Source organism: Nostoc sp., assembly GCF_035638895.1.
GTDB lineage: Bacteria > Cyanobacteriota > Cyanobacteriia > Cyanobacteriales > Nostocaceae > Nostoc.
The window spans coordinates 1-18154 of the sequence record NZ_DASQZC010000688.1 but is presented as its reverse complement, the minus strand read 5'-3'; the positions used below and the strand labels follow the sequence as shown (position 1 = coordinate 18154).

Here is an 18154-nt window from a genome sequence, read left to right as displayed (position 1 = left end):
ATTGTGTGATGATTGGCAACTTGTCCCCGTCGAACCGCCAATCATTCTTTATCAATTGTCACCAGCGCAAGTATCGCAACTGCAACGCATCGGTTTAGAAATAGACCCCTTTGGCGAGCAACTTTGGGCAGTGCGAAACATACCCGCACCTTTGCAGCAGCGAGACGACTATGCAGAAGCAATTTTAGAACTTAGTTGGGGAGGCGATTTACAAACAGCCCAAGTAGCAGTCGCCTGTCGCAGTGCCATTCGTAATGGTACACCCATGAACCAACAAGAAATGCAGACACTTTTAGATAATTGGCAACGGACTCGCAACCCTCGCACCTGTCCCCACGGACGGCCAATTTATTTATCTTTAGAAGAATCAGCATTAGCCCGATTTTTCCGGCGTAATTGGGTAATTGGTAAAAGTCATGGAATTTGATGTTTTCAGTAAGACTATTGTCGTTTGCCAATGTCGTTGTACATTAACTAATTATTTGTCTGCGTTGACAAATAATTTGGCAAACGACAAGGGAACTAGAAATCTCATTTCCCCCCTTTATAAGGGCAGGGCTGATTCATTCCATTTCAAACAGGATTTGTCAAGATGGTTAGCGAGAAAATTGTAAGTGAGGGTGACGATAAGATGAACTTTTAAGCACTTGAACAACAGTAAAATTGTTCATTTTCTTGGCACGCTGGTAACAAAATAATCAATTTTAAATTGCTAGAACCCTTATATTTAGCGCTCTTTAGGGAATGAAACAGCCCTGCTTTATAAGGGGAGATTAAGGGGGGTAATTCGACTTGTGTGTACACCGTTGTCTAACTGACGTTAAATTAAAATTTTTTCTTAAATTTTGATTTTGAATTGTAATTACCTTAACTATTAATAATCTGTTCCACCGCAATAGAAATATCTGGAAATGCCAGAGGTTGAATTGTTCCCGCAGTCAATGTAAATTTGGTTGCGTACTCTCCATCTAAGATTTCTCTAAACACCACTAAATGAAGCTTTTTGATATTGACAACCCAATACTCTAAAATACCTGCTTCTGCGTAGATTTTGCTTTTTCTCTCTAAATCTTTTTCTAAACTGGAGTTAGCATACTCAATCAACCAAAAAATATTTTCTGGATAGGGATGATGCTCTCGATACTCGCGTCCTAAACGTTGGACAATGGCAATATCTGGTTCTGGTTCTGAGTCGTTAGGTAAGGTGATAGGCTTGGCTTGGCGAATTTTGGCACGTTCAGCCAATAACTTTGCTAAATACTCACCAGCTTCATCACTACAATAAGCATGGGGTTCTCCTTCCGGCAACATTTCGACAATTTCTCCCTTAAGTAGTTCTACTTTGCGAGCGCTCAAAATGCCAGCATCAATCATGCGGTGATATTCGTCAATCGTCCACTTTGCAACAATAACAGTCATGACGATTGATTCCTCCCAATGATTCTTGATATTTTCCCATCTTAAATGTATTTCAAAAGAAGCCGACACAAAAACTCCACTTTCTCAAAGTAAGTGGAGTAATTAATATTACACTATGATTCATGAATCATCGCTAGTCTAGTATTTCTATTTACACTGCAAAAACTAAATTAATCTAAAGCTTTCTTAAGTTCGTCTTTAATGTTTTCTACAGTGTGAGTTGCTTGGGCTTGGGCTTGCTTTGTTTGTCCTTCAGCTTTATCTTGTGGATTGCCGGTTATTTCACCCACAACCTCTTGAATTTTTCCTTCAATATTTTTTGCAGTAGCTTCTACTCTTTTTTCGGCACTCATGGTTTTTATTTCCAGCTTGTAGTTGATTCAGCTATTACATAAACTAACAGTAGTGTATTATTTTTGACTTCCATCAACCGAGAGAATAATTTCTTAGATTATGTATCTTAAGATAGATACGAGGTGCGACAGAATACCCAATTTCAGAAATCTGAAAATATTATAAATTCGCGATGTCCACATCCCCGGCTTCTCAAAGAAGCCGAGGATCTAACTTTTCACGAAGAATTTAGGGCTGCTATATGCACCTTCATAGAGAATTAGTATTAGTCAAAGCAAATCAACAAAGGGAAAGTAAAGGAGTGGCAACAAAACGTCAAAAAAATGCATGGATGAGTGAGATTAATGACATCATTCGGGGTGCTTGCGGAGGTTTTTTATTTGGTATACCTTTACTGTACACAATGGAGGTTTGGTGGATTGGGTCATTGGTAAAACCACAACTGATGATGATGGCGATCGCATTCATGTTTATTGTGGTTTACTTGCTGAATGAGACAGAAGGCTTTCGCAAACGCAGATATACCGGGCGAACTCATCAAGCCGTAATGGATACCGTAGAAGCGATCGCGATCGGACTAGCTTGCTCTGCCTTTGTGTTGCTACTATTGCGAGAATTGACACCAGAAACCTCCCTAAAGGAATCTTTAGGTAAAATCATCTTTGAAAGTGTGCCTTTCGCTCTCGGTGTTGCATTAGCGAATCAGTTTTTGGGAGAGACTGAAAACAGCAATGGAAAAGGACAAGGAAGCGATCGAGAAAATAACACAACCAAGAACAAAGGTGATGATTTACACGCCACTTTTGTGGATGTGGGTGGAACCCTAATTGGTGCAACCATAATTGCATTTAACATCGCTCCCACAGATGAAATTTCTATGCTTGCAGCCGCAACCTCTCCACCTTGGGAGTTGGCAATGATCGCTGCATCTTTGCTGATTTCTTATGGCATTGTATTTCAGGCAGGTTTTTCTAACCAGCAAAAACGTAAAGAGCAAAAGGGAATTTTCCAACGCCCATCGAGCGAAACCATTATGTCCTACTTAGTATCATTGCTAGCAGGCGCTTTTATGTTGTGGTTCTTTCAAAAGTTAACTTTTAGCGATCCTTGGACAATGTGGTTAGATCATACCTTGATGCTGGGCTTACCTGCAACTATTGGCGGTGCAGCCGGAAGGTTAACAATATGACTAAAACAGAACAACCATCACGCTCAATAGCTGAGTGGGTAACATTCAGCGTCGCCTCACTTATCCTAGCAATCATTGTAAGTCTGGTGGGCTACACTTGGCTGAACGAAAAGAATCAACCTCCCATCCTTTCTGTTACCAAAAAACAAACAATTCGGGAAGTTGATGGACAATTTTATGTTCCCTTTGAAGTTGTGAATAGTGGAGGAGACACAGCCGAGTCAGTTCAAGTTATGGCTGAGTTATTAATTAATGGCAAAGTTACAGAAACAGGAGAGCAACAGATCGACTTTTTATCTAGTGGGGAAACTGAAGAAGGCGCATTTATATTCAGCCAAAACCCGCGCCAAGGGCAGTTAAATCTGCGTGTTGGTAGCTATAAATTGCCCTAATGAAGATTTAAAACCGCAGATATAGCGATTCTTATAGGTAGGGACACGGCATTGCCCATCAGTGTCAAATTAACGCAAAACTCATGTCCCGCAAGGAACTGAAGTTCCTTGCTAATAGCGAAAGTCATCTGAAGATGACTAAATATATATCCAAAAATCGGCGTTGCTGATTCCATGTATGATACATGTCGGCATAAATAGTTATGCTAACCACAGCCATTACACCCCACCCCCAGCCCCTCCCCGCCTGCGGGGAGGGGAGACAAAGCAAAGCTTTGGCGGGGTGGGGAACTTCTGGTTTAATAAGCAATCAAGCGGACATAATATGAAAATGATTTTGCATAATACCAAAATCCTTGTAGAGACGTAGCACTGCTACGTCTCTACATCCAGATTCATACTTCAATTCAGCAACCCCAAAAAATCTTTAGTCTACTTGAGTAGACTTTAGCTATTAGCCTTGAACTTTAGTTCAAAACGGGCGAGTCAGCCAACAGTTAAGCTTTAACCTTAGCTTTTGACCAAACACCGTTTTCATCTTCATCATATTGCTGATGAACAGACTCCCAAGCGGCTTGTTCAGCAGTGAACTCGTCATTTTTTTCATTGAAAACAGTGTTATAGCGCTCAATGAAGGTGTGTTGAGCTTCATCAGAAAGATGAGCGCGAACTTCAGGAGACAAGTCTTGTGGGCTGTTGCACTGTCCAGGACAAGGACGAGCAAAGGTTTTTTCAATTGTGTGAATTTCTTCGCCACCAGCACTTTCGAGCAACAATTTAAATTCGCTAGCGCGATCGCTCGGTACTTCTGCCATTACCAAGAACTCGCCAGCTTGTAAGCGGGTTTGGTAAATAGTCGCTTTATCTTCTGGCATCCCCAAAGTAGTTAGAACCGATACTAAACCAGCACCTGCACTACCTGCGATCGGTTCACTAGCAGCCCCCAACAGCACTGCACCAATAGGCCCTGCTGCCACGATTGAGCCGACAAAAGGAATAAACAGTACGCCTACACCCGTGAGCAAGCTGAGAAAGGAACCAAACAAGGAACCAAAAACTGCCCCTGTTCTCAAACCTCCCACAATCACATCTTTTTTACTAATAAAGCCAGCAATTCTAGTTTCGGACTGGAAATTTCTACCCATGACCGAAATATGATCTCTAGGCACACCTCTGTCTAATAACCGCCGAATCACATCATCAATTTGCTTCTGTTCTTTAAATACAGCAGAGATAGTATGTTCTGCTTTATATACTTCTGGCACTTAAAAACCCCTGTTTGGTTTGTATTATCTTATTTTTGTAATGAATATGGTAAATAGGTAGATGCAGGCAGATTAATTCTTTCACAGCAATTAGAAGGAGAAATCAATCCTCCTTCTAATTGGTTTCACAGATAACTATCCTCTACTCAGACGTTATGAGCTACACACCTACAGGAGTCTTAGCCCCTTCTGCTGGCTGTCTACCATCTGGCCCCAATGCTTCGCCTTCAATAAATGAACGCAGCATCCAAGCCATTTCCTCATGCTGTTCCATCAGTCCAGTCAAAAAGTCAGCAGTTCCCTGATCGTGGAACTGGTCACCAGACTGATCCACATGGTCTCTTAAGTTACGAATAACCTGCTCGTGATCATTCACTAGATTAGATACCATCCCCGTTGCTGTGGGAACATTACCAGCATGTTCTTTGAGGCTAGCAATCTTTAGAAATCCTTCCATTGTGCCAACTGGATAACCGCCTAAAGCACGAGTCCGCTCTGCCAAAGCATCAATATTTAGAGTCAGCGTTTGGTAGTGTTCTTCCCAAAGCTGGTGCAAAGAGCGGAACTGAGGCCCAACGACATCCCAGTGATACTTTTTGGTTTTCACCAACAGTAGATAAGCATCTGCCAAATCTTGGTTTAACAGATTAGTTACACCTTGACGCTGTTCTTCAGTCAAACCAATGTTTATCGAACGCATTGTTTTCCATCCCTAAGCAAAGTTATCTATTAACTTCCCAAATTTCCCACCTAATCCACATCAACCAAAGGAAACATTCTGAGTTTAAATTCATTACTAAATTATTTACTATGCCTATGTCTTAATAGGTAGTGTTAAGCCAATATTCTAGTAATTAGCGAACTTTATTGATTTTTTTGGCTACAATAATAGAAAGATACTAAATATAATTATCAATTAAAATATCTTTAATCAAAACAATGCAAACCCAGTTTCATTATAGATGATCAGGGTGAACATATTTTTATAATTAAATTGTAGTCAGTCAGCTTAATATTACTAATTAGTAATGAGTCATTGCTCTTACGCAATCACCCATTACTACCGAAAAATTACAAGAACTATTAATTTAGTTCTTACCTGTAATTTTCCCCAATGCATTCTTTATATTTTCTTCCACTGAGGTTGCACTCTGGGAATTTTCTGGACGCTTCTGCTTGTCAATATCAGCAGCTCCCTGAACCTCATTAAGTCCTTCGCTAGTCTCTTTTTGAGTCTTTTTCAATCCTATTGGTGGTGCTTTACCGGCTTCATCAGTTTTGGCCTGAATGTCAAGCAGTTGTGTAGTACCTTCGGTAGGGTCACTTTGGTAGCTATCGATCGCAAAAGCAGGAAAAGCACTAGATAATAATAGTAAGGCGCAAGTAAAAGCCACAACTAGGAAGCGTACTGGACTTAAGACAGAAGCAATAATTTTCATTTGAAATCCTCGATAACAGCTTTAACAACGCAGAACTTTGACTGAAATAGCGGCAGGTCACATTTTACTTGGTAAAGAGCAATAATAAAAATAGCCAGCTACGCTTCAATCTGAAAGTTCTTTAGAAACGAACCTGACGAAGAAATTGTCTTAGGATTTCTGCATCGAACTATTTAAGGGATAATAAGCAAATACCACCTTAATTCTTTAGCAAAATCATTACGTTTTTTATTGACAATCTTCTCTCAAGGTTCCCTGTTTCTACTTGTACTTTGAAAATGCTAATGCCTGCATCAATCTCTAGAATGAAATTTCCTATATCTTTAGTCGTAATAAAATCAGTCTCTAGGTATATCGACTTAATATAGTTTTGGCAAGCTAATGGCTCTACTATTATCTTCAGTTAGCTTGACTTTATCCCATCAAAGGGCTTTAAGAACTATATCCCTTAACCGAACCTTATTGTGAGTGGAGGAGCAAACACAAAATTCTGCCCCTCTGCTCTTAATAGTCCCCATTGACAATTTTCTCTAAAATTGATAAGTCTGCCTTATTACCTCTTCTATAGAACTTACAAGATGAAACATTTCTATTAATTCATGGGATTTTGTTTTTCGCTTCGCCAGCATTACTTTTAACGGCGTTAAATAATGAACATCTGCGTCATCTCCCAAGGCAACTTCGGCTGCTTGCAAGACTTTTGTCGCATTCCCAAAAATATCCTCGTTGTCAAACCCTTCTTTTGCAGAAAGTTGGTGTAATGCTGCATCAGGTACAGTTGCTCTACCCAGCAAGGTTTCATCTAACACCAAACCTTTTAATAATGTCAGTAAAGCTGCATAGATTAAAAAGTTATCACAACTATCACAAGCCTTAAATTCAATGCGTCCCACTTCAGCCGGAATGCGGGCGATTTTTGTTAAGGAAGGTGTACTATCAATCAGTTCTTCCTGTTTCTGAACAAAAACTAAGGCTGCTGGTCTTTTTCCAGTTCTGATAAACGTTCGTACTGATAGCCCATCCCATAAACCTCCCTTATAAAAAGGGGAACTGTAACTAAAAGGGACGATATAAGGACTATAATAAGTTAACTTTCTGCCAATATCAATTACATGTTCAGTAGAAAAATCTGCCACTGAAATATTCAAATCTGGGCCGTATGAAACCATGTGAATATTAGCAGTTTGTTCATCAGGATCAGCCTGTAGCTGTCTGATTTCATAATCGTTTAATGGGGGATGAGGTTCAAAAACCGGATTGTATGGATTAAAACTGACTAAAACTGGTGAGAAACCAAAGTTGGCAGCAACCTCACATAGCAAGTGAAAACTTTCTGATAATTCAGTAATAGCGCCTTGAATATCAGAGTGTATAGTCGTTCTAATTTCGATACCTTTAGCATGACAGTCTATCACTTTGTCGGAATCTGCAAATCTTTCAAATCCCTCAATGTACCATCTCTTCATCTTAATACCTGCATCCCCAACCCGCAGTTGAGGATAGTCGCTGGGGTATGTAGGTAGCTTTTGAATAATTTGATTGAAATCAGCAAATTTGGTGTGGGAAAAATCAGCAAATTTTCCTTCTTTGTTTAGGAAAGCGACTTCATGCTCAATGCCAAATGAAAACATTATGTATACCTTAATTGCTTAGAGCTAACCTAATTTAACTAATGCCAAACGAGACGAATCGCACAGAGGAGGAAATAACATCAGTAAACGATTCATTAGAGAAAAACGTCGGCGATCTTTAGGTGGCAGATTGGCATAATTACAGACTTCCATTACTTCGTAACATGAATTCCAGTCTTTAATCTTATGAATATTTGAGATACACCAATCAAATTTTGCCGAAGTGTATTTGAGTGAGTCATGGTATTTCTGATTCTTTACGATTAGCGGTGACAAGGAGTCAAAGGCAAACCACGAACCAGGAAAATACTGCAAAAGATTAGCAAACAATAGCTTCACTTCCTGTTCATTGAAATACTGCAACACGCCTTCGGCGACAAACATAACAGGTTGTTTAGTAGTGGACTTGACATGCTCAATCCAATTGGTATCTAGGGCAGAAGCCGCGATTAATTTACGGCGTTCCGTTTCCTCAAAAAACTGTCGTCGCAGAACCATGACATCTGGTAAATCTATGTCAAACCAGCAAACTTTGCCGTTATCCACTCGCTCAAAGCGTGTATTCAGTCCTGCACCAATCTCGATAACGGAACCTTGGGGATATTGATTGAGGTAGGTGCGTACCCACTTGTCGAGGATAGTTCCTCGTAAACAACAGCCTATCTGAGAAGATTTAGCAGTAGTAAATTTATCAAATTCGTAGTCTATCGCTGCAAGAATCTCAGATGATTTAGGATCTACTATAATTGGATCTGCTGCTTGAAGCTCACAAGCTCTAGCCCAGAGGGTAATTAGTAGTGTTTCTTGAATGATGCCGAGGTTAACTTTGGTTTTATTCATGAATACCTCCACAACACAGATTAAATCTTCTTTTCAGTTTAAGTAGAAAAAATTCTCAAGATTACTCTCAAATGGATTTTACCCCAAGATCGACTGTTGCGATTTGGAAATTTCTCTGGTTTATTTCTTGAGGCAGCGATGCCTATGCCCTTTCTTGATTATTCTGTATTGCCCCCACTATCTTCCTAGTCACTGGGTAGGGTACTTTAGTAGTGACTGAGGAAAGCTTGAGACGTGAGTTTATGACAAGTACCGTTCAATCCCCCTACAGCAACGAACAGATTGCCGCTTGGTTGCGTGGGCTGCTCACCATTGCTTGGGCAGATGGTAATTTTGATGCCCAAGAACAAGAATTAATTGCCAGCATCACCAAAAATGAATTAGCTCCTAAGATTAAATGCGACTCACTAGAGGTAATTACACCAGAAGAATTAGCCGTAGTTTTGGATAAAGGTACCCCAGCTGCGGAAAATTTTTTAAGGACAGCAGTGATGGTAGCGATCGCAGATGGTACTTATTCTCCCAGCGAAGATCAGGTTCTGCAACAGTTCTGCCAAGTCTTAGGACAGCCAGAGGATTTATTAGAAGCGCTTCGCCACACTCTAGAATACCCACAGCTTACCCCTGCGATCGCCAGCACTGGCCTTACAAAGCGTCAAATTGATGCACTACACCCCCTGCGCGACTGGCTGGATCGGCTAGATATCCAAGACCCAAGAGTAGCCCGCTTTTTGTGTAAAATGATTCCCTCCCAGTGTCCCTTTGAGCGGGATGTGACCTTATTTGGACGAAAGATTGTCCACATACCGCCGATGTGTAAAATTAACCCCTTGTATGAGCAACTGGTGGGCTTACGTTTCCGTGCCCTGTCTTATTTGGCAGATAAATGTGGTGAAGATGTTTCACCATATATTTAGTTAAAGTGGAGAGTGAGGAGTTATAATTTTTAACTCCTAAATTTCTAACTCCTCACTTTTCACTATTATTTACGTATGCAATTTATAGACCAAGCAAAAATTGAAGTTGAAGCTGGTAAGGGCGGCGATGGTATTGTCGCTTTCCGGCGAGAAAAATACGTGCCTACTGGTGGCCCCTCTGGTGGTAATGGGGGAAGAGGCGGTTCGGTATTTTTCGTTGCCGACGAAAACCTGCAAACCTTGCTGGACTTCAGATATAACCATCGCTTTCAGGCAGAAAAAGGCACTCGTGGTGGGCCAAATAACTGCACTGGAGCAGGAGGAAAGGATTTAATCATCGAAGTTCCCTGTGGTACAACCATTTATGATGCTGAAACTGGCGAATTGCTAGGAGATTTAACTGAGCCTAAGCAGACTTTGCTGATTGCCCAAGGTGGTAAAGGCGGGCTAGGAAATCAGCATTTCTTGAGTAACCGTAACCGCGCCCCAGAATACGCCCTCCCAGGATTACCAGGCGAAATAAAGCAGTTGCGCCTAGAGTTGAAACTTTTGGCAGAAGTGGGGATTATTGGTTTACCAAATGCTGGTAAATCCACTCTAATTTCATCTTTATCAGCAGCACGTCCAAAAATCGCAGACTACCCTTTCACTACCCTCATCCCAAATTTGGGTGTAGTGCGGAAACCTACTGGCGATGGTACTGTTTTCGCCGACATTCCCGGATTAATTGAGGGAGCGGCTCACGGTGCAGGACTAGGACACGATTTCTTGCGCCATATCGAGCGCACGCGAGTACTACTTCACTTGATTGATGCCACTAGTGATGATGTGGTTAGAGATTACAACACAATTAAGGAAGAATTACAAGCTTATGGACGGGGTTTAGCAGAACGCCCACAAATTTTGGCGCTTAACAAAATTGATGCAGTTGATCGGGAAACTGTCGATTTGGAGGCCTTAGCCACCCAACTTAATCATCTCTCCTACGCCCCCGTTTTTGTGATTTCAGCAGTTACCCGCACCGGGTTAGAGCCGATGTTACAAGAAATTTGGGGAATTCTCGACCAAATGAAGGTTCCTCAAGAAGTGGAGGTATTAAGCTGACAAAATAATTACAAATTATGTTGACGTATCCTGGATTAGGGGAATCTTAATCACAAACTTAGCCCCTTGTCCTGGCTGCGAAATACATTCTAAGGAACCGCCATGTCTTTCTGTAATGATCTGATAGCTGATGGCAAGTCCCATCCCCGTACCTTTGCCGATGGCCTTGGTGGTAAAGAAAGGGTCAAATAGTTGTTTTTTAACATCTTCTGGTATTCCCAATCCATTGTCAGCAATTCTAATTGTTACCTGATTAGGCTCTTGTAGTTGGGTACAAATGCGAATTGTCGGAATTGGGCATGGAGCATTGGGCATGGAGCATTGGTCAATAATCACTAGTTTTTCTTCCCCTGCTCCCTCTGCTCCCCCTACTTCCCCTGCTCCCTCATCCCCATTCCCTACTCCCTCTTCTAAAGCATCGATCGCATTTGTGTGACTGTAGATAGACTTCCCAATCCTGCACTTGCTGCAAATTTGCCAGTTGCTTCATGAAGGTTCGGCGGTCTGGTTCAGCGATAAAGAGGATTAATGGTTTACCTAAGAGATAGTTTTGTCCCACAAATATTAAGGCTGCGGCTACATAGTTAGCCTCTCAATACCGTTCGGTTAAGGAATTTCTTGGTTGAGGCAGGCAGGGGGAGCAGGGGGAGAAGAGAAGCAGGGGGAGAAAAGAATTGCTGAACATATACCCTCTTGCCTCCCCTGCTTATCCGAACCGTATTGCGAGTGTGCCAGCATGAGTAGTATTTATTATTCCCAGACTCAATAGGGTTGCAACAACCAAATTAACTACTAACTTTTGGTGTTTCCAGGAGATTGTGGACTAGGAAGATTTTGTTCAAAGATGCGGCGGCCACTGAAGCCGTATCACTCACTCCGCGAACGTGGAAGCAAGCTACGCGCAGCGTCTCGTAGAGAAGTGCGGGCTACGCCAACGCATTTATCAACTGTGACACAGCTTTATCGAAGAGGACTTGGGGATGGGGAGACAATTCCCCAAGTCTCCTTGTCTCCCCATCCCCAAGTCGTGCGGCAACGCCCAAGGGTTTAAGACCCCCACCACTTTTTGGTGGACTTGAATCAGGTGGGGTCTGAATCTAGGCTGTTGACTTTGGCTATTTTTTGGGGAATTACCGAAAAATTATTTGTGCTGGCATTTGCTTGTGTGAAAGCGCGCGCAACAGCCATCTTTACGCCAAAATAAAAAACACAATTTCTGCATGAAGTCTTGTGGGCTAAAGGGTACAGAGTCAACAGCCTAGTCTGAATCCCCATCTGATTTCCTCCCCTTGTCCCCTTGTCCCCTTGTCTCTTTCTTCAATGAGTAGCAAGATTGATACGAAACCTTAAAATGCTTACGGTATCGTCAAATTCGTACACTAGACTAGAACTACACGTTAACAATCAAAGGAAGATTATGATGAGCGATCGCGACTACACATTAATTATTGACAAAAGCGGTAGTATGTCCACACCCGATCAAGTGGGTGGTAGAAGTAGATGGGATATAGCCCAAGAATCTACTCTAGCTTTGGCAAGAAAGGCCGAACAGTTTGACCCTGATGGCATTACGGTGTACTTGTTTTCTGGTAGATTTAAACGCTACGATGATGTCACTTCAGCCAAAGTCGCACAAATATTTCTCGAAAATGACCCTTCTGGAACGACAAACTTAGCATCTGTACTTCAGGATGCACTCAATAACTACTTTCAACGCAAAGCTGCTGGTAAAAGCAAGCCAAATGGAGAGACAATTTTAGTCATTACCGATGGTGAACCAGACGATCGCAAAGCTGTGTTTGAAGTGATTATTCATGCGACTCGTCAGATGGAACGTGATGAAGAATTAGCAATTTCGATCATTCAAGTGGGTTCAGATGCCCAAGCAACTAAGTTCCTCAAAGCTTTGGATGACCAATTGCAAAGTGTCGGCGCTAAATTTGATATTTGTGACACGGTTACTTTAGATGACTTAGAAGATATGAGCCTTGTAGATGTATTAACGAACGCAATAACTGACTAATGCATCTATCAGCCCAAAGTCTAATAAATATTGGCTCTTAATTGGAGAATTGAATCATGTTAGAAAATCGTGATTACACCTTGATTATCGACAAAAGCGGCAGCATGGCAAGCAAAGATCAAAAGGGTGGTAGAACTAGATGGGTTGCAGCACAGGAATCTACTTTAGCTTTAGCTAGTAAGTGTGAGCAATTTGACCCAGACGGCATTACTATTTATGTATTTTCTGGTAAATTTAAGCGATACGAAAATGTGACATCCGGCAAGGTAGCGCAAATTTTTCAAGAAAATGACCCCTCTGGTACAACTGACTTAGCAGGTGTATTAAAACATGCAACTGATGATTACCTTCAACGCAAAGCAGCCGGTCAAACCAAGCCAAGTGGTGAAACAATTTTAGTGGTTACGGATGGTGAACCGGACGATCGCAAAGCAGTAATGAAGGTAATTATTGAAGCTTCTCGCCGCATCGATCGAGATGAAGAATTAGCTATTTCCTTCATTCAAGTCGGCACAGATCCCCAAGCTACCCGTTTTCTCAAAGTTTTAGATGATGAACTCCAAAGTGCTGGTGCTAAGTTTGATATCTGTGACACCATTACTATGGAAGATATGGAAGATTTGAGTCTATCAGAAGTACTACTTAATGCCATTAATGACTAGCTATATTATTTATTAGGAATTACAAAAATGGATTCCATTGATAAGCTATTAGCTGAACTCCAAACCGAATATAAAGAAGTACAACCACAACAGCAGCAGTCAAAATCAGCCACAGCCAAATCGTTTATTCCATCATTGCCAAAGTCGGCATCTTTCATGGATAACCTTTTGGCAGAAGTTCAGGCTGATTTTGCCGAAGAGGATGCCGCTATTGAGTTAAAAAGACAGCAAGAACTAGAACAAGAACGAATTCGACAAGAACAACTCAAAGCCAAACAACTAGAAGCTTTGAAAGTGGAAGCAAAAAAATGGTTAGACAAAGTAGATCCACTTTCTTCCGAAGGACTTTGGTTTGAAAGGTTTGCTGAAAGTTACCCCTCAAGATTAGAGGCAGCGATTGAATATTTAAGAAACAACGAAGAAAATAATTCGTAATTCGGAGAAATCTGCTAGCTAAAATTATAAGTTAGCAATTTGATGGTGATTTTTTAGAGCTAACCGTTGCACAGCCCATTCATGCATAGCATAAAGAATTGGTTGTAAAGTTTCTCCTAAAGGCGTCAGAGAATATTCCACCTTGGGTGGAATTTGGGGATAAACTTCTCGATGAATAATACCGTCTTCTTCCATTTCTCGGAGTTGCTGGGTAAGCATCTTTTGCGTAACTCCAGGTAAAGCCCGTTGCAACTCACCAAACCGTTTGACGCCAGTCATTAATTCTCTAATAATCAAAACTTTCCAGCGTCCGCCAATCACCTTTAGGGTAGTTTCTACTTCACAAGTCAGCCTGCGGTTATTTTCTGCTTCAGCTTTCATAGTTAGTTTTGTGAATTTGAAGAAGGCAAGAGACAAACCTCCTGCCTTTCAAGCTAAATGTTGAATGTTCTCAATTCAATTTTTAATTATGACGTAGCTACCAACTCAGAATCGATTTCCGACGGCGCACTATCTTGGACTAGCGATCGCATTTCACCGTTACGCTGGAGGATACCGCCAACCATTGCTAACAAGGCGTTTACCTTGCGGGTTCGCCACATATCTACAAGTTCTTGTACTTTAGTCGCAGACATCCGTCGCATCATCGCTTCGTAGAGATAAGCAGCATGTCCAGTTTCATCTTGAGCAATACAAAGCATTCCTAACTTCAAGTTACGAGCGTTTGACTCATTATCAGGTAATGCTTTCGCCATTCGCGCAAAGTCTTTACTAGCATCTAACTCCAGAATGTATGTGCTAGCCATAAACACATCCCAGTCAATGACAGCCGGTTTTAGCTGTTCTTGGGTGTAGCCTTCAAAGAATGCTGCGAAAAAGGGACTACGCTGTTGTGATTTTTTTGTAGATGTAGTTTGGGGTTGAGCCTTGAAATCTATAACTTGTTTATTCAACTGTTGTAAGGCGTGGGCAAAAATTTTACCATGCCTAGTTTCATCTGATGCATGTTTTGCTAGTTTTTCGGCTAGCCATGTATCGCCTTCGGCTGCGGCGCGATCGCTAAGTGCAGATAAAAATGGCACAGAGCCAGATTCTGCTAACTGAAACCCCGCAAGGATGTTAGGGCGGGTTTTAGAATCACGAATTTGAGCAGCAGAGTAATAGGCAAAAGCACCTGAACCAGCTAAATGCAGAACGTGAGTCAAGAAGTTCATCAGAAATTCCCGCCGACAATTGGAAGGTTACAATTCTTATACTAATCCGCATTTTCTATAGTGTGCCAGGAGGCAGGGGGCAGGGGGGAATGTTGGCAGATCGACGAACTTCTCCACTACGTGGATCTTTAGAAATGCTACAAGAAGGGAAAACAAATTGCCAAATCCAATCATACTTAGCTATCGGATATTTTCTCTCTAACGCGAAAGGCAAATAAACCGAACCATAGCCTTTTTGTAAATCTTGTTGATGGATAATTTTTACACTTCTTACAAAGTTTGGTGGTGTCGGTTTCCGTCCCGCCAACTTTGTGCTTTGTAAATGAATCTTTAGTTCTTCAGCTATACTTTCAGGTAGCATAGTCACCCGACTTTCATTTCCCTTTGTATCGCGCACAATAATTTGATAAAGAAGTTCTCTGTATATTCAGACAGGAATTCGTTGTAATGCTTGATATATTAGGATTAAGAAAAAGATTGTACGAAAACTTTCCGTATAATAAGTAGTTGGGCGGCACGGAACGAATGAACGACTATAAAGACTCAATGCAGAACTCCCTGAAGCTCGGATTCTTGATCCAGCCCGTCCACCCGCCGTCTCGTTCCTATGGGGACGTTCTGTGCGAGGATCGCGAAGCCGTCGTGCTCGCCGACCGACTCGGCTACCGCGAGGCCTTCATCGGCGAGCATCTCGTCGACTCGGCCGAGACGATCACCTCGAGCCTCGCTTTCATTGCGAATCTCGCCGATGCGTGCCCGTCGATCACCTTCGGTACCGGCGTGCTTCCGCTCGCCAACTACCACCCGGCGATGGTGGCGGCGCAGGTCGCGATGGTGGACCACCTGGTGCAGGGTCGATTCATCCTGGGAGTTGGACCCGGCGTTCCCGGTGACGCAGAAGCCATCGGAGATTTGGGATCGGACCGAAATCGCAAGACCCAGGAGGCGCTCGAGCATATATGCCGGATCTGGAGCGAAGAGCCGCCGTACCGGATCGAAGGCAAGTTCTACCGGACTACCACGGAGCGCTCGCTCGATCGGAACATCGGAGTGGGTGTCGCTGTCCGACCGCTGCAAAAGCCCCATCCGCCCATCGCCATCACCTCGATCCGACCGGGCGCTCAGGGACCGCACGCCGCGGGAGCGCGCGGCTGGTCCGGAATCTCGGCGACCTACGTGGGTGCGTACGTCGTCCGGGCCCACATTAAGAACTACCTGGAAGGCCGACGATCGGCGGGCCTCTGTGCCGATGCTTCCGGGTGGCGCGTGGCGCGCAGCGTTTTCGTGGCCGATGACGAGGCCACGGCACATCGCTACGTGCATCGCGAGGACGGCGCGCACAACTTCTACTTCCACGTCATGAGAACCAAGCTCGCGAAGGCCGGCGCGCTGGACATCATGCGCGACTTTCCCGACCAGCCGGATTCCGATCTCTCTACGAAGCGGTGCATCGAGCGTCTCGTAATCGCGGGAACCCCCCAGAGCGTCGCGGACCAGATTCTTGCATTCCGAAACGAGGTCGGCGCGTTCGGCACACTGCTCTACACGGGCCACGACTGGGCCGATCCAGCGCTCGCCCGGCGCTCCATGCAGCTCATGGCGAACGAGGTCTGGCCCCGGATTGCTCGGGCCGCGCATGGGACGACACCAAAAGGTCAAACTGACGGTAAGGCATTTTCAGTCTGATGGATAGCCCAACCATTGCGTGCAGACGACGCCCGTCAGCCGGCGCGGCTGACGCAGGCGTTAGACCGCTTCGCGTGACGCAAGATGTTCGCGCCTGATTGTATGAACGTAATTCACATAAGGCGTATCTATGCATTTTGCTAGTATCATCCCACATAGGTAATGCGGTAATCAGGTAACTTTGGATGGAGAGATTAATTAAACCAGTGCGATTTTGGCTTTGTGCAACTATCCTGATTTTGGGTTTGATAGGCTGCGATGTCGTGCGACAAGCCGCTTCGCGTCTACCCTTCATCGCTACTTCTGGAGAACCAGTTGAGCGAGTCAGTGATGGCGATACTTTAGTAGTAAAAGATGCTGATGGCAAAAATCTTACCGTGCGTTTTGCTTGTGTAGATGCGCCAGAAATAGCTCATACTAACAAAGAAAAGCAGAGTAAACGGACTAGCGATCGCAATCAATTCACCTGGGGTGTGAAAGCCCAAGAACGGGTGCAAGAACTGGTACAACAAGGAGGCGATCGCGTGACTTTGAATATCACCGATAGCGATCGCTATGGACGCAAAATTGCCGAAGTTCGTTTAAAAAATGGCACTTTTGTGCAACAGGTATTGTTGCAAGAAGGTTTAGCAAAAGTGTATCGTCCCTATTTAAACAAGTGTCCTAGCAAAGACTTAGTTCAACAAGCCGAAGCTAAAGCCAAGGAACAACGGCTTGGCATTTGGAGTGATAGTAAATTTGTGAATCCTTGGGAATATCGCAGCCTCTATAAAAAGTAAAAACTCTAGCTGTTACTAACTAAATGCACTACATTTTTTGGCATTGCATATTTGCTGAATGATTTACCAACTTCCAAAATTCCCCCCTACTCCCCCTGCTTTCCCTGCCTCCCCTCTACTCCTCTCCCCAAGTTTGCAGTTGCAAATAAACTAGTACCAACGTCACTGCTAGTAACACCGTTGCGGCGGCTGCTGCATAACCAAAATCAAATTGCCCAAAAGCCTCTTGGTAAATGTAGTAAACCAGCAAATTAGTCGAATTTAGTGGGCCACCGCCAGTCATCACAAAAATTTGCTCAAAACTCCGCAATGTAAAAATCGCGGTAGTGATGACTGCAAATATCACAGTCGGGCGCAATCCAGGGAGAGTAATATACCAAAATTGTTGCCAAGCATTTGCTCCATCCAAATCTGCTGCTTCATAACGGCTGGGAGGAATTGCTTGTAACCCCGCTAAAAAAACTACCATATTGAAACCGAGTTGTTTCCAAATACTCATTAAAATAATTACCGGCATTGCCCAAAATGTGTCTCCTAGCCAGGATATGTTTGGAATACCGAAAAAATCTAAAAGTCCGTTCACTGGCCCTGATGTTTGAAACAACCAGCGAAATCCCAACCCGGCTGCCACAAGTGAGATAATTGAAGGCAGAAAATAGGCACTTCGCAAGATGCCCCGCAAGGGAATGGAGCGATTTAATAGTACTGCCAATCCCAAAGAGATAACTAAGCTGGGAATGATGGTGGCAACAGTAAAATAAAACGTGTTACCCAGAACTTGCCAGAAGTCGGGGTTGAGTAGCAA

The 18154-nt window shown here is 43.2% G+C and carries 22 protein-coding genes and 1 pseudogene; 11 read left to right on the top strand and 12 right to left on the bottom strand.

Annotated features, from left to right (window positions below):
* Positions 1-427, top strand: a pseudogene (locus VE944_RS32705) (DNA mismatch repair endonuclease MutL); the annotation flags it as partial.
* 440 nt (positions 428-867) lie between these two features.
* Here the strand turns inward: VE944_RS32705 and VE944_RS32700 are convergent.
* Together VE944_RS32700 and VE944_RS32695 are read right to left on the bottom strand one after the other, a co-directional pair.
* Complete coding sequence (locus VE944_RS32700; RefSeq protein ID WP_324987549.1) at positions 868-1419, bottom strand: Uma2 family endonuclease; 552 nt, start codon at positions 1417-1419, stop codon at positions 868-870.
* A 170-nt stretch (positions 1420-1589) separates the two neighbouring features.
* Positions 1590-1772: a CsbD family protein gene (locus VE944_RS32695; protein WP_100901031.1), complete on the bottom strand. Its 183-nt coding sequence runs from the start codon at positions 1770-1772 to the stop codon at positions 1590-1592.
* Positions 1773-2014: 242 nt separating this feature from the next.
* Here VE944_RS32695 and VE944_RS32690 point away from each other — a divergent pair, with 242 nt between their 5' ends.
* Both VE944_RS32690 and VE944_RS32685 read left to right on the top strand, forming a co-directional pair.
* Entirely contained in the window at positions 2015-2962 is a 948-nt protein-coding gene (locus tag VE944_RS32690; RefSeq protein ID WP_324987545.1) for a TIGR02587 family membrane protein, read from the top strand.
* A complete protein-coding gene (locus tag VE944_RS32685) occupies positions 2959-3354 on the top strand; it encodes a TIGR02588 family protein (protein WP_324987543.1) in 396 nt (131 codons plus the stop codon). Before VE944_RS32690 ends, VE944_RS32685 begins: the two co-directional genes overlap by 4 nt.
* Before the next feature lie 497 nt (positions 3355-3851).
* Here VE944_RS32685 and VE944_RS32680 read toward each other — a convergent pair whose 3' ends face one another.
* The 5 genes from VE944_RS32680 to VE944_RS32660 form a co-directional block, all read right to left on the bottom strand.
* Complete coding sequence (locus tag VE944_RS32680; RefSeq protein WP_324987540.1) at positions 3852-4619, bottom strand: ChaB family protein; 768 nt, start codon at positions 4617-4619, stop codon at positions 3852-3854.
* A gap of 160 nt (positions 4620-4779) precedes the next feature.
* Complete coding sequence (locus VE944_RS32675; RefSeq protein ID WP_324987537.1) at positions 4780-5319, bottom strand: Dps family protein; 540 nt, start codon at positions 5317-5319, stop codon at positions 4780-4782.
* 388 nt (positions 5320-5707) lie between these two features.
* Positions 5708-6058 (bottom strand): hypothetical protein, encoded by a 351-nt coding sequence (locus VE944_RS32670; RefSeq protein ID WP_324987534.1) that lies wholly within the window; start codon positions 6056-6058, stop codon positions 5708-5710.
* Between the two features lie 530 nt (positions 6059-6588).
* Positions 6589-7689 (bottom strand): glutamate-cysteine ligase family protein, encoded by a 1101-nt coding sequence (locus tag VE944_RS32665; protein ID WP_324987531.1) that lies wholly within the window; start codon positions 7687-7689, stop codon positions 6589-6591.
* Positions 7690-7713: 24 nt separating this feature from the next.
* Complete coding sequence (locus tag VE944_RS32660) at positions 7714-8529, bottom strand: class I SAM-dependent methyltransferase (RefSeq protein WP_324987528.1); 816 nt, start codon at positions 8527-8529, stop codon at positions 7714-7716.
* Between the two features lie 242 nt (positions 8530-8771).
* On the opposite strand from VE944_RS32660, the gene VE944_RS32655 reads away from it, so the two are divergent.
* Together VE944_RS32655 and obgE are read left to right on the top strand one after the other, a co-directional pair.
* A complete protein-coding gene (locus tag VE944_RS32655) occupies positions 8772-9446 on the top strand; it encodes a Mo-dependent nitrogenase C-terminal domain-containing protein (protein WP_324987525.1) in 675 nt (224 codons plus the stop codon).
* A 75-nt stretch (positions 9447-9521) separates the two neighbouring features.
* A complete protein-coding gene (gene obgE / locus VE944_RS32650; protein ID WP_324987523.1) occupies positions 9522-10550 on the top strand; it encodes a GTPase ObgE in 1029 nt (342 codons plus the stop codon).
* A gap of 15 nt (positions 10551-10565) precedes the next feature.
* Here obgE and VE944_RS32645 read toward each other — a convergent pair whose 3' ends face one another.
* Entirely contained in the window at positions 10566-10865 is a 300-nt protein-coding gene (locus VE944_RS32645) for a sensor histidine kinase (RefSeq protein WP_324987520.1), read from the bottom strand.
* Positions 10866-11394: 529 nt separating this feature from the next.
* On the opposite strand from VE944_RS32645, the gene VE944_RS32640 reads away from it, so the two are divergent.
* The 4 genes from VE944_RS32640 to VE944_RS32625 all read left to right on the top strand — a co-directional run bounded on the left by VE944_RS32640 (position 11395) and on the right by VE944_RS32625 (position 13670).
* A complete protein-coding gene (locus VE944_RS32640) occupies positions 11395-11601 on the top strand; it encodes a hypothetical protein (protein ID WP_324987518.1) in 207 nt (68 codons plus the stop codon).
* Positions 11602-11967: 366 nt separating this feature from the next.
* Positions 11968-12573 carry a vWA domain-containing protein gene (locus VE944_RS32635; protein ID WP_324987515.1) on the top strand — a complete coding sequence of 202 codons (606 nt, stop codon included), beginning with the start codon at positions 11968-11970 and terminating at the stop codon, positions 12571-12573.
* Positions 12574-12629: 56 nt separating this feature from the next.
* The gene (locus VE944_RS32630; protein ID WP_324987512.1) at positions 12630-13235 is read left to right on the top strand and encodes a vWA domain-containing protein; all 606 of its coding nucleotides are present in this window, start codon (positions 12630-12632) and stop codon (positions 13233-13235) included.
* 27 nt (positions 13236-13262) lie between these two features.
* Positions 13263-13670, top strand: coding sequence for a salt stress protein, Slr1339 family (locus VE944_RS32625; protein ID WP_324987510.1), 408 nt, complete (start codon positions 13263-13265; stop codon positions 13668-13670).
* A gap of 24 nt (positions 13671-13694) precedes the next feature.
* Here the strand turns inward: VE944_RS32625 and VE944_RS32620 are convergent, their stop codons facing one another.
* The 3 genes from VE944_RS32620 to VE944_RS32610 form a co-directional block, all read right to left on the bottom strand.
* Positions 13695-14051, bottom strand: a complete 357-nt coding sequence (locus VE944_RS32620; RefSeq protein WP_324987507.1) for a winged helix-turn-helix transcriptional regulator — start codon at positions 14049-14051, stop codon at positions 13695-13697.
* Positions 14052-14137: 86 nt separating this feature from the next.
* Entirely contained in the window at positions 14138-14884 is a 747-nt protein-coding gene (locus VE944_RS32615; RefSeq protein WP_324987504.1) for a ferritin-like domain-containing protein, read from the bottom strand.
* 55 nt (positions 14885-14939) lie between these two features.
* Positions 14940-15281: a site-specific integrase gene (locus tag VE944_RS32610; RefSeq protein WP_324987502.1), complete on the bottom strand. Its 342-nt coding sequence runs from the start codon at positions 15279-15281 to the stop codon at positions 14940-14942.
* A gap of 128 nt (positions 15282-15409) precedes the next feature.
* Here VE944_RS32610 and VE944_RS32605 point away from each other — a divergent pair, with 128 nt between their 5' ends.
* Positions 15410-16570 (top strand): LLM class flavin-dependent oxidoreductase, encoded by a 1161-nt coding sequence (locus VE944_RS32605; RefSeq protein ID WP_324987499.1) that lies wholly within the window; start codon positions 15410-15412, stop codon positions 16568-16570.
* 185 nt (positions 16571-16755) lie between these two features.
* Complete coding sequence (locus VE944_RS32600) at positions 16756-17349, top strand: thermonuclease family protein (protein ID WP_324987497.1); 594 nt, start codon at positions 16756-16758, stop codon at positions 17347-17349.
* 115 nt (positions 17350-17464) lie between these two features.
* On the opposite strand, the gene VE944_RS32595 is transcribed toward VE944_RS32600, so the two are convergent.
* On the bottom strand, positions 17465-18154 hold a 690-nt coding region (locus VE944_RS32595), incomplete at its 5' end, for a carbohydrate ABC transporter permease (protein ID WP_324987494.1).